Consider the following 15,812-nt stretch of genomic DNA (forward strand, 5'->3'; position numbering starts at 1 on the left):
TCCTTTGTCGGTTTTGTTGTGAAGTTCAGAGAAAGACATATTGGGGCAGACACGTTTGGAAACTCGTTCATTGACCTTTGGACGGCAGAAGGCATCAATACGTCGACTGTTCGCCAGGTCTCGGATGCGCACATCGGTGTTTACTTTGTAACGTATGGCACGAATGGTCGTGAGTTCACCTACTTCCGTGCAGTTTCCTCCAGCAGCCGAATGGGTCCAGACGATCTGCCGGTGACGGCGCTGCAGTCGGTGAAGATTTTACATGTGTCTGGAATCAGTCAAGCCATTTCAAACACCGCTGCTGATGCCGTTTCCGGTAGTGTGTCGGTCAGAGGATGTTCAGACAAAGCACCTGGCGCACCAATCGCCAAAACCCGTGTTTCAGGTTGGCGATCTCCCCACGTACCGTGCCGTGCGATAGAATTGGTGGCTTGAGCACTTGCGTCTTATCGCGAACTGTCGCTTTCACAAAGTTCCTTTACTTCCGGTTTTGAAGTCCGAAAAGCCCGATCCACGGTTGTGATGCCGGCGAAAACTAATGCGTATGCCCGGGTTAAGAGAGGCCAGATTGCTGCATAGTTGCGCGTTGGATCATTGATCGCGATGCCATGTCGCCGCCACGCAAGGTGTCGGCGGTTTGAAACGCATGGATTGCCTTGGTGAAACGATTGGCCCTGAAATGGGACAAGCCGTCTTCGTATGCTTCGATCCAATCGTGTGATCCTTCGAACTTGTCGGCCATCGCGATCAATTCAAACACCACAAGAGCTTCAGACCGGCCTTGTATCTCAACCGTGTCCAGCTCACGCACGACGATGGCATCACCCGCCTCGCGCCGTGTTTCCGGGCCGATAATGATTGCAGTGCCGTAAGTTTTGTTGACCCCTTCCAGACGGCTGGCGACATTCACAACATCACCGATTGCGGTATAGTTCAACCGTTGCTCGGACCCGATATTTCCGACCAGAGCCTCGCCGCTGTTTAGCCCGATGCGAACATGAAGCGCGCTGTCGGTCTGGCTTTGCAGGCTGGAATTCTCGACCACGTCCACCAGCTCCAGCGCGGCACGGCAGGCGTGTTCGGCGTGTTTTGGGTTCTGCTTTGGTGCGCCCCAGAAGGCCATCACCGCGTCGCCAATAAATTTGTCGATCGTCCCGTCGTGGCGTTCTATTGTCGATGAGGCGGCGCTGAAAAAGGGCGCCATCAGTTCAACGATTTTGGGGCCGTGTTTTTCGGTCAGTCCCGTGAACCCGGACACATCGCAAAATAAAACGGAGATCTGTTTTGGCTCACCGCCCGGCTGGGTCTTGATGCCTTCCGCCACAAGCATCCTGACCAGATCGGTCGGTACGTATTTGCGAAATGCCGACAAACCCACAGCCATGCTGGCGGTCGCGGCGGACAGATTTTCAAGCTCTTTCAGGCGCGAGGGCCTGCGCGAGACCTGTTCAACGTCAAATCGTTCGATCCTGCTGAGGTCTTCAGCCACACGTGACAGCGGGTTTGCAACGACGTGGCGCACAAACCAGATCGCCAGACCAATCGCGACAACAACGACGCCAAGCAAGATGTAAACCAGATTGATCAGAGTTTTGTCGATCCCCGACAGGAACGCGGATTCCGGAATTACTGTGGCCACCCGCCAGCCGTAGAATCCAAGAGGTGTCAGCGCCACTGCATAGGGCACATCCTCATAGATGATCCGTTTCGTCACGGGGCCGGGTGTTTTGTTGTCCGCGTCGGCCATCAGCCTTTCACCCGAGATTTTGGCAACCTCGTATAGTTCCCCCTCTCCCATTCGGGCCGGTGTGATTTCGTCGGCTTCGGGATCCGGTACGGCAATGACTTTGCCGTCGGCGTTGATGATAAAGGCCGCACCAAACTCACCAGGACGTAGTGAGCCCAGAAAGCGTGACAGGCGATCCGTGTCAATCGCCACGGTCAACACGCCCTGTCGTTGTCGGCGTACGTCGATGGGCCCGGAAAAGGCATATAATGTTTTGTCGCTGCCGGGCAGATCCCGAACCTCGATCCAATCCGGTTTGCTGCGGCTTATGAAGTTGCTGTACCAAGCGTGTTCACGCGGGTCGTATTCGGTTTCTGTAAAGCTCCGTTCTTCGAACTGAATGTCACCGGGAATGAAAATATACCGATCCTTCCGCAGCATTCGGTTACGGATATTCTTGTCGATTTCCATCATCTCCAGCCCGCTGTCACCCAGCCGGTGGGCAGCAAAAAAGTTGCCATCGGGCCAGCCAAAGGTCAGCCACGAGATATTGGGCTGCGCTTGCAGCTGCGAAAGGAACACGAACTCGCGTTTGTCGGCCTGACGTGTCTGGATGACATCCTGGATGAAAATCGTGCGGACAGCGGCCCATGCGGCCTCGGCCGATCTGAGGGTCAGCCCAAGTTCAATGCGCACGGTGTTGGCAATCTGGCTGTTGATTTCGGCCGACAGCATGCGGCTGTTTTCGCGGGCTGTTGTCCACCACAGGGAATGCACCGCAAAAGTCGACACGCCAATCGACAGGGCAACAAGTATAGATACGGCGATCCCTACGCTGACACGCATTCTAGCTCCACAACAGCCCATGGCGGCAGACGGTTCGATTGCTATGCCTTCAATTGCTATGCCAAAGGGTCAAATTCAGCTTAGTGTCTGCCACCTTTGGTTTCCAGACGGTTGAGCAGAATATGCCAACTTGTTTACTTACCGTTGAATAGTTTGAGTAGTTTTCGACCTCATTGGTTTTTTTAAGGGGGGGCAGGCAGGCACTTGCCACAGGCTTTCCACGGTTTCAGGGGGTTGCCGGGCTTGCACCTAAACCGGAACAGGACCTGCTATGGCAAGAAAGAAGGCGCGAAGAAGGCTTAAAGCATCCTCAACTGCGCATGAGCGAGAAATCCGGATCATAGGGTGAAAAAGGTATAACTTCTGCCGCGACCATATCTCCGCACATGTCCAAGTTCATTGTGGTGCCTGGACTGGTCAACTCGGGGGTTACGAAGGCGTAAGCCAGGTTCATCCCGACGCGATGACCCCAATTTCCGGATGTGATGGTACCAACAACTGTGTCGCCCTCCATCAGCGATGCGCCGCCGTGGGCCGGGGCGTGTATGGCGTCGATCTTCAGCGTCACCAACGATCTTTTTGGGCCGCTGGCCTTGCGTTTCAGCAGCGCGTCTTTGCCAACAAACTGGCCTTTGTCTAAATTGACAAAGCGATCCAGCGCTGTCTCAAACGGGTCGAACTCGGTTAGCAGATCGGCTTTCCAGTGCAAAAAACCTTTCTCCGTACGCATAGATTCAACCGCACGCGCGCCGAACAGTTTCAAACCATGCCTCTCACCGGCTGAACGTAGGGCAAGATAAGCGGCATAAAGCGAGGCATTTGGGACGTGGATTTCATAAGCGTGCTCGCCCGAAAAGCTGATGCCCATGACGGTGGCCGGGGCAAAGCCAATGAAGGTTTCGCGAACCGAGAGCCACGGGAAGGCCTCTTTCGACCAATCTCCACGCGCGCAGGCGGACAGGACTTTACGCGCGTTGGGGCCTGCCAGAACAAGGATCGTCTGGTCATTGGTCATCGACCGGATTTGCACATCCTCTTCCGCGCGCAGATGCTGGGACAGCCAATCCATATCGTGGAATTCACTCGCAGCTGCCGATCCATACCAGACGCGGTCTGGCCCACGATCGCTGGCTGGAATGTTGGCGATTGTGGCCTCGCCCTTGATCATGCCCTGTTGGTTCAAAAGATAGCCTAGACCAACACGGCCTGAACGCCTGGTGACGTTGCCACAGAACAACCGGTCAAGAAATGAATGGCGATCAGGCCCGGTGATTTCCAACCGGTTAAATCCATTCACTTCGCACAGGCCGACATTCTCTTGCACGTTATTAACTTCGCTTGCGACGACGTCGAAGGATTCGTCAAAGTTGAAGGTGAGGCTGGGATGGAAATCGGGCGACGGTTTGATGTAATCCACCCGTTCCCATCCGTTCACCACAGTAAACTCGGCGCCTTCCGCTGCCAGAATTGGCGTCAGCGGCGTCGTTTTGGCGGGGCGACCTGCGGGTCGGTGTTCGTGTGGGAAATGGAAACGGAATTCATTCTGATAGTCCTCGATGGCCTTAAGCGAGGTCAGTTCTACATTGGCATGTCCGGTGAAGCGGCGCGGATCGAGGCACCAGGTGTCGTAACACGCCTCGCCATGCACGATTTGTTGCGCCAGCAGCCAACCGTGCCCGCCGCCTTCGCCAAGACCGGCACGCAAGCCGATAATGCAGAAAGCATTGCGCTTGCTCGGTATCGGCCCAACCAACGGTGCACCGTCGATTGTATAGGTGATCGGGCCGTTCACGACCGATCGAATGCCTGTTTCACGCAAGGCGGGCATCCGCTCGAACGCGCCTTCCAGCACATCCATGACCCGATCCAGATCATCCGGGCAGAGCGCATTAACAAAGTTTGGATCGATACCGTCCATGCCCCAGGGCTTGCAGTCCTGTTCATAAAATCCCACCAGCAGTCCGCCTTTTTCCTGACGGCTATAGTAGTCACTGATTGGGCATCGTAGCAGCGGCATCCGGTGTCCGGCCTCTGCAATGCCGGGGATGTCTTCGGTCAGGAAGTATTGATGCTCCATCGAGGCGACGGGGTGATGGACACCCATCATCGCACCCACTTCGTTGACACGGTAACCACAGGCATTGACCACGATGTCGCAGTCGATGTCGCCCTGTTCAGTGTGAACGGTCCAAGTGTCGTCCTTGTGCTGAGACAGGGCGGTCACAGGTGTATTGCGATAGACTTCAGCCCCCGCTTTGCGCGCGTGATAGGCCAGAGCCTGACATAGTTGCGCAGGATCAATATCGCCGTCCAGCGGATCCCAAAGCCCACCAAGCAGGTTGGTGGTTGAGATCAGAGGATGACGGCGGGCGCATTCTTCGGCGTCGATAACCTCGAATTCCACCCCCATGCCCCGCGCCATTGACGCAAAATGGCGATAGCCCTGCATTTGCGCTTCGGTATTAGCCAACCGGATACCGCCATCGGCGTGGTGATAGTTGATTGGGTATTCCGGGTTTTCAGACAGATTCTTGTACAGATTGATCGAATGCGTTTTCAGGCCGACCATGGTCTGGTTCATACCAAAGTTGGTCACCTGCGCCGCTGAATGCCAGGTTGTGCCACTGGTCAGTTCGTTGCGCTCGACCAGAACGACGTCGCTCCAGCCTTCCTGGGTCAGATGGTAAAGCGTGGAACAGCCCGCAATGCCACCCCCAATGACAACAACCTTGGTACGGGATATCATGTGACGCATGCCTCCGACAAACAGCTTGCGGAGATAGGCCCGCATATTGGTGCAAGTCGCAATATGGCGTATCTTTTTTCATAACATATCGAACTTTAACTTCGATTGTTTCACATAAAGTACAAGGTTGTTGAAATGTCGAAGTTTAAGCCTCTTCTTTCCCGCTTATAACACGGTCGAAGGAGCAAGCATGGTAGGGCATCGCGTCAAGCGAGGGGGTCGACGCGAGCGGATGGCTCAACGTGCGTCAAAGCCCGCGATTGATCCTTGTCCGCCGGGACAAATCGGCGGCGTCTACAAGCCGCTGAGTGACACAGACCTTCACCGGATTTTCGACACAGCTTTGGATCTTCTGGAAAAGCTCGGTTTGGGCGAGGTGCCCGAGCGCCTGCACGCTGATCTTCTGGCGGTGGGTGCGATCGACAATGGCGAAGGGCGCGTGTTGTTTCCACCGGCTTTGGTGAATGAAGCCATCGATCAAGCGGCCAAGACTTTTACGCTTCATGGAAGGGATCCTGCGCGGTCAATTGAGGTCGGCGGTAACAAGGTCTATTTCGGTACAGGTGGAGCCGCTGTGCAGACACTGGACTTGGACAGCGGTACTTATCGGCCTTCAACCCTGAACGACTTGCACAACTTTACCCGGCTTCAGGACGCGCTTGCCAATGTCAGTTGGTACACGCGATGTTGTGTTGCCACTGATGTGCCAGACAATTTCGATCTGGACGTCAACACCGCATTTGCGTTGATCAAGAACACAACCAAACCAACGGCAACATCGTTCACGCTGGCCGAGTATGTGGCCCCAATTGTCGAGATGCTGGACATTGCGGCTGGCGGCCCGGGCGAGTTTTCCAAGCGACCGTTCATGAAGGCACATATCAGCCCGATGATCTCACCCATGCGCTACGGTGAGGATGCGGTGGATGTGGTTTATGAGTGCATTCGGCACAATATCCCGATTTCCTGTATTACCGCGGCACAGGCGGGGGCGACTGCACCGGCCACGCTGGCCGGGTTCCTGGCGCAATCGCTTGCAGAGACGCTGGCCAGCCTGCTTATGGTGCATGCAATCCGGCCAGGATTTCCAATGGTATTCTCCAACTGGCCGCTGGTCATCGACCTGCGCACTGGCGCATTCTCAGGCGGCAGTGGCGAAACGGCGGTGCTGAATGCCGCATCAGCACAGTTGTCGAATTGGCTGGGCCTGCCCTCGGGCATTGCGTGTTCGATGACCGATGCTAAGGCCATCGATGCCCAGTATGGTGTGGAGAAAGGCCTGACCTCGATGGCGGCTGCCCTGGCCGGAGGCAATCTGATTTATGAAAGCTCAGGCATGACCGCCTCATTATTGGGGGCCAGTTTCGAAGCGTTTGTTCTGGATGACGAAATGCACTCGAACACGTACCGCGCATTGCGGGGGATCGAGGTGAGTGATGAAAACCTTGGGTTCGATGCGATCTGCGATGCGGTTCTGGGCGATGGCCATTTTCTAGGCGGTCAACACACCTATGCTGCGATGGAGCGGGACTATTTCTATCCATCACTTGCCGACCGTGATGGGCCGCGCACATGGGCAGAAAACGGGGCTCGGGATGCATGGGCGCGTGCCCGAATCCGCGCGCGGGAAATCCTGACTGAACACAACCCGCACTATCTAACGCCCGAGCAAGAGCGTGAAATTCGCGATCGGTTCAATATTTTGCACCCGTAGCACTTGGGCATTATCTGACAATGAGCAATTCAGTCAGCTGAGAAGCCGGAAGCTTTCGGCCAGCCAGGGCTTGCTCTGGGTTTGATGAGAGATAGCGTGCTCGGTGATCAGATTGCGCATCTTCTGGTCGACCAGTTCAAGCAGCGATCTGGAACAATCCGGTGTTGCGACGATGGCCAATGTGCGCGCGAAACTCTTACCGGGAAAACGATGCATGCTTAGGCTATTTTGAAACCGTTTGGCGCGGGAAAACAACAAAGGCGTCGTAATGGTCCATCCGGCACCCGCCGCGACCATTGCCATCAGTGTTTGATTGTTGCTGCATTCGAAGTTCGAAACAGAAGACAGACCGAGGCGGCGCATCTGCGACTCAATTTGCCGGGCAATGATCAGGTTGCTTGAGAATTTCAGAAAAGGCAGGGCACTGCGGCCGTCCACGATGTCTTGCACTGCGTCCTCGCACGTGCGCGGTAAGACCACAACAAACGGATCGCGCAGCAGAGGCCGCTCCTGCAGGTCACGCGCACGTTCAGTCGGAGATGTCGTGATCCCCAGATCAAGGTGCCTGTTGCGCAGCATTTCTATGATCGTGTGACTCGAGTCCGTTTGATACATGAAATTGCAACTTGGCATGTACTGCGACAGGAAAACGGCCAGTTCGGGCATGATGTCGCTGTCGAAATCTTCAATTGACCCAACCCGCAGCAAACTTGCCTCGGCTATGCTTCCGGCAGACGCCTCGGCCTTGGCCTTGCGAATGGCGAACAGGGCTTCTTCAATATTGCGCAGAAACACCTCTCCTTTAGGTGTCAGAACCATGGGCCTGCGAGAGTGGTTGAAGAGCTCGACCCCCAGATGATCTTCGAGATTGCGCAGGTGATGCGAGACCGTGCTGATGGTCAATCCCGTTTGTTTTGCGGTTGCCTGAAGCGATCCCTGGTGTGCGCAAATCTGGAAAAGTTCCAACCATTTGAGACTGAGATCTTTGGCGGCTGATTGGCGGGGCATATCGGTCTTTCCGGCATGTTTGAAAGAAGTGGCCTATTGTTTCGAAAGTATACAAGTTTTGTTACCATTTTTTCGCAGCAATTCGATGATCTTTGGCCAACGGAAAACTCAGCAACCCATTTCGCGACAGCCAACTTGGTTTTTCTCTCATGGCCGTATGCAAAAACAAGAAGTTGGATCGCCCTGCGGTTTCGTCTCTGGTGCCCCTGACTTGGTCTATTGCTGATTGCGGTTCACAGATCCGGCGGTAACCGGCCTCTGGCGGGCCTAGTGGGACCAAAGTGTCAACATTCGTTGAAATTTGATCTACTAATGGAGTCCTCGACCAACCAATTGAAAACCAAGGCGGCACGATCCGATGAGGTGTTGTGAAGCACCACGTAGAAATCAAGCGGGGCTGACAGTGTTTGCGGTAAAAGCTTGGTCAACTTGCCGGATGTGATCAAGCCTGCGGTCAGGCCTTCCCACCCCAGCACGGCACCCATGTCATCCTGTGCAGCTTGCAGGGCAATGGTATAGTTGTTCACCCTGTGCCCCGATTTAAGCGACCCTGAATACCCAAGGCCGGCAGCCCATTCCTGCCAACCAGTCCAATCGGTGCCAGGTGCGTCCAGATGTATAAGTGGGACTTTGGACAGGTCCTGCAACTGGTCGATTTTGTGCTGCTGGACGAACTGAGGGCTCGCCAAAGCCATGATCCGGTCCCGAAACAGCACCTGACTTGTACCGCGTTCCCGAGAGGCATCGCCGTAACGGATACTGATGTCGCACTTTTGTGTGTCATACCCCAGATCGGTGACAACCTGCGTAACCGAGATATGCCCGTAACTTTTCCAGAATTGCGCCAGTCGCGGTGTGAGCCATAGCGAACTGACGGCCGTGCTGGATCGGATCGTGACACCGGAGCGATCGTATTGTGAGCGCAGCTGCTTGAGCGCCTCGCTGATGCCTTCGAAACCGCGTTGCAGCGCTACCAGCAGATAGGCTCCGCTTTCGGTCAACTCGACCCCTCGGTGGTGTCGGTGAAACAAAGCGCAATTGAGTTCGACCTCCAGCGCTTTGACCTGATGGCTGATGGCGGCGGGCGTTACGTTCAACTCAGTCGCGGCCTGTTTGAAGCTGACATGGCGTGCCGCGGCCTCAAAACTGATCAGTGAGCTGAGCGGAGGCAGTTCGTATGGGCCAATGGGCAAGGTGATCTGACCTGTATCTTGCAGTTTTAGGTTATTTTCCTCGTCATAGGATTATTCGCATTAGCTGAATTTGCCCAGAGTGAAAATTTTTACAATTGCCATCCTCGCCCATGAACGCGAAGATTTGGCCAAAGAAGCACGTGTTGCACAGTGTCCCGGTCAAACCGAGTACCCGCCCGGCGGGACAACTTTGGCCGGGATTTGGCGCGTAACGGAAGAGGAGAATTCAAATGCAGTCACATGCAGAAGTGGTTGTTGTCGGGGGCGGGTGTGTCGGAGCCTCGATCCTTTACGGCCTGACCGAACATGGGTGCACCGATGCCGTAATGCTGGAACGGACGACATTGACCTCGGGCTCGACCTGGCACGCGGCCGGTTTGCTGGTGACTTTCGTGCGCTCGCACAACGTTTCGAAGATGACGATGGAAACCATCCGCATCTATACCGAGGTCGAGGAAAAGATGGGCAGCTCGGTCGGGTTGCGGAAAGTCGGTCAGCTGCGCGTTGCAAACACCGAAAAGCGCTGGGACGAGTTCCAGTCTTATATCTCGATCGCCGAGGCCGCTGGTGTGCCGTGTAAGCTGCTGACTCCGGAAGAGGTGGCCGAGGTTCATCCGTTGCTGAACCAGTCTGAACACATCCGGGGCGGTATCCTGCATACCGAAGACGGCTATGTGAACCCCGCTGACATCACCATGGCGATGGCAAAACTGGCGCGTGATGCAGGGGCGAAAGTTTATCAGAACACAGAAGCGCAATCTTACGAAAAGTTGGAGAACGGGCTTTGGAAAGTGACCACCCACAAGGGTGAGATCACCTGTAAGCATCTGATCTTTGCCACTGGCAACTACGCGCGCGAAAACGCGCGGCGGGTGGGGCTGGATCTGCCATGTATTCCAATCGTACACCAATACTGGACAACCGAGACCGTGCCGCTGCTGAAGGAGCGTCGTGCACAGGGGCTGCCTGAATTCCCGATCCTGCGCGACGAGGATTATGGTGCATATCTGCGCGAGGATGTGGGGGGCATTCAGTTTGGTCCCTACGAATTCACCAAAGACCTCAAGCTGTTTGCCGAAGACCGTGTGCCGCCCGACTTCGGCGCCGATCTGCTGCCTGAGGATTTCGACGCGGTGGAAACCCAATGGGAGCGTGCCATCGAGCGTGTGCCGACTTTGGGCGAGGTTGGTATCAAGGCCAACACACGCGGCCCGTTCCAGATGACACCGGACGAATTGCCTTTGGCGGGCCCTGCCCCCGGGCATGAAAACCTGTGGCTGGCCGAAGGGATGCCGGGAGGTATTTTGTGGGGCGGGACAGTCGGCAATCGCCTGGCGCAATGGATTGTAAATGGCGATCCGGGTATGGACATGTCCGAACTCGACCCACGCCGTTTTTCCGACTACGCTTCGAAACGCTGGACCATGGACAAGGTGCGCGAGACCTGGGGCACCCATATGGACGCGCATGTTCCAGGAGAGGACTTCCCGGACGCGCGCCCGATGAAAACCATGGGGTCTTATGATCTGCTAACCGCGCACGGCGCGGTGTGGACCAGCTTCAACGGATACGAGTTCCCCCGGTGGTTTGCCAAATCCCCCGAGGAGGCGATCCCCGAGCACTCTTTCCGGCGCACCAACCATATGGAACTGGTACAGGCCGAGGTGCGCACGACCCGCGAAGAGGCCGGGTTCATCGACATGTCGCCGATGACAAAGTTCACCGTGCGCGGCCCCGGTGCCGCAAAATGGCTGGACAGCCTGATGGCCAACAAGTTGCCTAAGATTGGCCGCATGACCCTGTCTTTGATGTTGAACGACAAGGGCGGCATGGATGCGGAATACACCATCGTTCGCTATGCCGAGGATGATTTCTATCTGATCTCGACCCCGAATTGGCGGGCCTACAATTGGGACGAGTTGCAGCGCTTGCTGCCCAAGGACGGCTCGGTCGCGATGGAGGATATCTCGGAACAGCTGGGTGTGATTGCTTTGGCCGGTCCAAAAGCACGTGAGATCCTGCAACCGCTGACCGATAACGACCTGTCGAACGACGCTTTCCCATGGCTGTCGGCACAGATGGGTGAGGTAGGGTATGCCAAAGGTGTTCATCTGCTGCGCGTCTCGTATACCGGCGAGCTGGGATGGGAGCTGCACCACCCGGTCGGATATAACCGCCATTTGGTCGATCTGCTTCTCAAGGCTGGGGTGAAGCCCTTTGGCCTGGAAGCCTTGGAGTCGATGCGGCTTGAGAAATCCTATCGGGCGATCAACCGCGAGATTTGCAAGGATATGACACCGTACGAAGCTGATCTGGGCCGCTTTGTGGCCATGACCGAGAAAGTCAATGGCGAGGTGGTCGAGCGGGAATTCATCGGCAAGGCTGCGTTGCAAAAGCAAAAGGCAGAGGGTGGTTACAACACGCTGGTGACTCTGAAACTGCCGTTCTGCGATACCTCAGTCATGTTTGACGAAGGCGTCTATGCCGATGGCAAGCTGATCGGGCGCGTCACGTCGGGTGGATTTTCCTACTACTGCAACCACGACATCGCGATGGCCCTGGTGCCACAGGGCATGACCGCACCGGGTACGACAATGCAGGTGCTGATCCACAATGAAATGCGTGATGCCGAGGTGATCGACATCTGCGCTGTTGACCCGACCAGCGCACGCGCCCGGGCCTGAGAAGGAGAGCTGAAATGGCACAAGCACGAGGACGGTCCAGCCGTGGCGGTGGGCGCGCGGCACGCGTTCAGGCCCGCACCAACCCACCCCCGGTCTATCTGTCGACCCTGAACCGCAAGATTGGGCCGATCGATCTGCTTGGCCCAGAGGGGGTCGAGCGTATTCACAATGCCGCAATGACCATTCTGGAAACCACCGGCATTGAATTTCGCGATCCGGTGGCTCTGGCGGACTGGAAAAAATACGGCGCAGATGTGCAGGGCGAGCGCGTCCGGATCGGGCGCGACATGCTGATGGACCTGATCTCGTCAGTACCTTCAGAATGGGCTTATGCGGCACGCAACCCAGAGCGGTCTTTGCGTGTGGGTAACGAGCACTCGGTCTTCGCGAACGCCTATGGCGCACCCTTTGTCTATGATCTTGACGGCGTGCGCCGCCCCTCGCAGTTGGAGGATGCGCACAACTTCTTCAAGATGAGCCAGATGAGCCAGTCGATGATGGTTCCGGGTATTCTGCCGGTGGAACCGCAGGATGTTCCGGTTCCGCAGCGCCATCTTGAGCTTGTGCATGCGGCGTTGACGCTGACGGACAAGCCGATCAAAGGTTCGGTATTGTCAGAGCAGGCAGCACGTGACTCGGTGGACATGACCCGGATCGTGTTTGGTGAAGAGTTTGTAGACAATAACGTAGTGATGGCTGCGCTGCTGAACTGCAACACGCCGCTGGTCTGGGATGAGACCATGCTGGAAAGCTTGCGCGTTTATGCTGCGGCCAACCAGCCTTGCCTGCTGTCGCCTTTCGTTTTGGCGGGGGCTTCAACGCCGGCCAGCCCGCAGGGTGGTGTGGCATTGCTGATTGCGGAATCCTTGGCGGGCATGGCCTATAGCCAGATCATCCGACGCGGCGCGCCGATGGTTCTGGGCGTGGCAATCATGGGTGTGTCGATGAAAACCGGCGCGCCGATGATGGGGTCGCCGGAGCCGGGTCTGATGAACCTGTTGGTGGGTCAGATGGCGCGGTTCTATCAGGTGCCCTGGCGGACTTGCACTATGTGGACCGGGTCAAAGTCACCCGACATGCAGGCCGGCTTTGACACGGCCAACACGATGTGGCCCGTGCTGCTTGGCGGGGCGAATTACATTGTGCACTCTGCCGGTTTTCTGGAAGGGGCGTTGGGGGTCAGCTACTCGAAATGGGTGCAGGACACCATGCAGCTTGAGAATTTCCATCGCTTTTTCAGCGGGCTTCAAGAGGAAAACTTGGACCTGTTGCTAGACGACATCGCCCTGATCGGCCCCGGAGGGCATTTCCTGGGCACGGACCACACGCGTGAAAACCCGATGCATATGAATCACTTGCAAAACAACGACAGTTTTGAACAGTGGGAAGCCGAAGGTTCGAAGACGGCAGAGGTTGTTGGCAATGAAGCCGCGCGGCGAATGTTGGACAACTATGTGCAGCCTCCGATGCCTGACGATCAACGCGGCGCGCTGGACGAGTTTGTTGCCAAAAAGCGCCGGGAATACAGCAGTTAACCCTGACGTGGGCGCTGACGCGCCCCGCCGAGCCACATAAGGACAGGATCGCCCCGATGACGGAAATCTCGACGAAGACGCTCTCACTCGAAGAGGTCAGGGAATTGGCCAGATCGATCCTTGTGGCAGCGGGTATGGATGCGCAAGGCAGCACCGTTCTGGCGGATATCGTCACCCGATCCGAACGGGACGGTCCCCGCAGTCATGGGCTGCGCATGCTACCGGTTTATGTTCAAAGTTTTACTTCTGGCTATGCCAATCCGGCGGCGTCGCCCAAGGTTGAGCGTATTGCGCCCGGTGTTTTGCGCGGGGATGGCGACAACGGGTACTATCAACTCGCAGCGGGGATGGCGCGGGACGAGTTAATTGCCATGGCCCGAGAAAACGGCATTGCCGCTTTCACTTGTGCCAATTGCCATCACCTGGCTGCGCTGCGTTTTGACACCGAACCTCTGGCCGAAGCGGGTCTGGTGGCGCTGAGCGTTGTGAACTCATTGTCAACGGTGGTGCCACAAGGCGGAGTGCGCCCGGTTTTCGGGACCAACCCGATGTCATTTGCGTGCCCGCGTGAAGGGGCTGAGCCGATTGTTTGGGATCAGGCGTCTTCGATGGTTGCGCTTATGGATATTCGTATGGCCGCGGCCGAAGGGCACGATCTGCCCCGCCCGGCGGGTTTGGCGCCGGATGGCCAACCTACGGCCGATCCGAATGCCATTCTCGAGACCCGCAGCCTGTTGCCCTTTGGCGAGCATAAAGGGGCCGCGATTGCTTTTCTGATTGAAGTTTTAGGCGCGGCGCTGGCCGGTGGCACCCTGTCAGTAGACAATGCTAAACGTGTGGAGCACGGCGCTTTGAACATCAAAGGCGGCTCCACTCTGATCGCGATTGATCCCACGCGCTTTGGGAACCCGGGTTTTGACGACTACGTCAAACGCATATGTGCCGAAATCGACGGCAACGGCACGGCTCGCGTTCCGGGTGACGGACGGTTGAAAAATCGCGCCGCTGCGCAGGAAAAAGGCGTGGTTGTCAGCGTAGAGTTGCTGTCACAGCTGCATGAAATGCAGCAGGAAAGCCTTTAAATGTCAGAAGTTGCGGTTGTCGGCGGCGGTATCGTCGGCATTTCCTGTGCTCTGGCCCTTCAGTCAGAGGGGCACCAGGTCACGGTTATGGAACCCAACACCGTTGGTGAGGGGGCCAGTTGGGCGTCGTGCGGCTGTATTGCGGTGGGGGAAATTGTTCCTCTATCGCAACCCGGAATGATGCTGAAAGTACCTGGGTGGTTGCTGGACAGCGAAGCGCCCTTGTCGTTGCGTCCAAGTTCAGCGTTGAAGTTATTGCCGTGGTTCTCACGGTTCACCGCCAACGCCCGTCCATCAAAAATGCGTGCCATTGCCTCTGATCTCGCGCGGCTAACATTCTCGGCCACCGCGGATTTCAAGGCGCAATTGCAGGACATCGGCGAACCTGAAATGCTGATAGAGCGACCCGTCATCAAGCTGTTCGACGATGATGCCGACAAGGCGACCATGGGGGCGGCTTTTGATCTGGCGCGCGAACTTGGCTGCACCATTGATGAAATCTCGGGCCATGATGCACACGAGCTTGACCCAGCGATAGCGCCCGATTTCAAATATGCGGCGGTGTTGCGGGACTGGAGTTATGTGACGGACCCTAAACGCCTGGTCGAAGCCTTGCACCAGACATTTTTGAAACGAGGCGGAACTGTAAAACGGGTAGGGGCCGTAGGGTTCGACCGCGAAGGCCGAAAGGTGCAATCGGTTAAACTGACCGACGGAACTGAGTTTTTTGCAGATCAATTTGTCTTGGCTGCGGGTGCACGATCCAAAGGCTTGGCGAAAGATCTTGGCGTACCAATTCGACTGGAGGGTGTGGCAGGGTATTCAACGGCATTGTCAGATCCGGGTGTGGAGCTGAAACACACGATTTTCTACCCTAAAGGCGGGTTCGGCGTCACGCCGTATGACGTAGCTCTGGCTGTCGCGGGTACAATCGAGTTCGCCAGTTTGGACGCAGCACCAAACTGGAACCGGGCGGATGTGCTTGTGCGACGGGCGCATCGGGTCTTGCCCGGCCTGAAGACGGACGTTGCCGAGCGTCGCGTCGGCTATCGCCCCTTCACTCCGGACACGCGACCGATCATCGGGCGCAGTCATCGTCTGGACAACGTCCAATTCGCCACCGGGCATGGTCAGCTTGGGCTGACTTTGGCTGCCACCACCGCCCGGTTGGTGGCAGATAACACGGCTGGGCGGAGACTTCATGTCGATGTAAAGGCTTTTTCACCTGATCGTTTTTCCTGAACCAGGCGCGAAGCTTGATAAGCTGTTGCGGTGAGC

Annotated in this window: 10 protein-coding genes; 6 read left to right on the top strand and 4 right to left on the bottom strand. The window is 56.6% G+C overall.

Annotated elements, in window-relative coordinates; all coding sequences use genetic code 11:
- Positions 1–18 precede the first annotated feature (18 nt).
- Positions 19–435: a PfkB family carbohydrate kinase gene (locus GOV91_RS22965; protein WP_171236626.1), complete on the top strand. Its 417-nt coding sequence runs from the start codon at positions 19–21 to the stop codon at positions 433–435.
- A 118-nt stretch (positions 436–553) separates the two neighbouring features.
- Here the strand turns inward: GOV91_RS22965 and GOV91_RS19330 are convergent, their stop codons facing one another.
- Positions 554–2,572: an adenylate/guanylate cyclase domain-containing protein gene (locus GOV91_RS19330; protein WP_171236627.1), complete on the bottom strand. Its 2,019-nt coding sequence runs from the start codon at positions 2,570–2,572 to the stop codon at positions 554–556.
- A gap of 310 nt (positions 2,573–2,882) precedes the next feature.
- Positions 2,883–5,318 (bottom strand): FAD-dependent oxidoreductase, encoded by a 2,436-nt coding sequence (locus GOV91_RS19335; RefSeq protein ID WP_171236628.1) that lies wholly within the window; start codon positions 5,316–5,318, stop codon positions 2,883–2,885.
- A 190-nt stretch (positions 5,319–5,508) separates the two neighbouring features.
- On the opposite strand from GOV91_RS19335, the gene GOV91_RS19340 reads away from it, so the two are divergent.
- Positions 5,509–7,032 carry a trimethylamine methyltransferase family protein gene (locus GOV91_RS19340; RefSeq protein WP_171236629.1) on the top strand — a complete coding sequence of 508 codons (1,524 nt, stop codon included), beginning with the start codon at positions 5,509–5,511 and terminating at the stop codon, positions 7,030–7,032.
- 33 nt (positions 7,033–7,065) lie between these two features.
- On the opposite strand, the gene GOV91_RS19345 is transcribed toward GOV91_RS19340, so the two are convergent.
- Both GOV91_RS19345 and GOV91_RS19350 read right to left on the bottom strand, forming a co-directional pair.
- Positions 7,066–8,040 (bottom strand): LysR family transcriptional regulator, encoded by a 975-nt coding sequence (locus GOV91_RS19345; protein WP_171236630.1) that lies wholly within the window; start codon positions 8,038–8,040, stop codon positions 7,066–7,068.
- Between the two features lie 284 nt (positions 8,041–8,324).
- Positions 8,325–9,233 carry a LysR family transcriptional regulator gene (locus tag GOV91_RS19350; protein ID WP_171236631.1) on the bottom strand — a complete coding sequence of 303 codons (909 nt, stop codon included), beginning with the start codon at positions 9,231–9,233 and terminating at the stop codon, positions 8,325–8,327.
- Between the two features lie 230 nt (positions 9,234–9,463).
- Here GOV91_RS19350 and GOV91_RS19355 point away from each other — a divergent pair, with 230 nt between their 5' ends.
- Genes GOV91_RS19355 through GOV91_RS19370 form a run of 4 tightly spaced genes read left to right on the top strand, consistent with a single transcriptional unit; the run spans position 9,464 to position 15,776 of the window.
- Positions 9,464–11,917 carry an FAD-dependent oxidoreductase gene (locus tag GOV91_RS19355; RefSeq protein WP_171236632.1) on the top strand — a complete coding sequence of 818 codons (2,454 nt, stop codon included), beginning with the start codon at positions 9,464–9,466 and terminating at the stop codon, positions 11,915–11,917.
- Positions 11,918–11,931: 14 nt separating this feature from the next.
- On the top strand, positions 11,932–13,452 hold the full coding sequence (locus GOV91_RS19360) for a trimethylamine methyltransferase family protein (RefSeq protein WP_171236633.1): 1,521 nt from the start codon (positions 11,932–11,934) through the stop codon (positions 13,450–13,452).
- Between the two features lie 56 nt (positions 13,453–13,508).
- Positions 13,509–14,534, top strand: a complete 1,026-nt coding sequence (locus GOV91_RS19365; protein ID WP_171236634.1) for an Ldh family oxidoreductase — start codon at positions 13,509–13,511, stop codon at positions 14,532–14,534.
- Positions 14,535–15,776 (top strand): FAD-binding oxidoreductase, encoded by a 1,242-nt coding sequence (locus tag GOV91_RS19370; protein ID WP_171236635.1) that lies wholly within the window; start codon positions 14,535–14,537, stop codon positions 15,774–15,776.
- The last annotated feature ends 36 nt before the right edge of the window (positions 15,777–15,812 follow it).

Origin of the sequence: Ruegeria sp. HKCCA6837 (assembly GCF_013034475.1) — a bacterium.
In the GTDB taxonomy this organism is placed as follows: domain Bacteria; phylum Pseudomonadota; class Alphaproteobacteria; order Rhodobacterales; family Rhodobacteraceae; genus Ruegeria.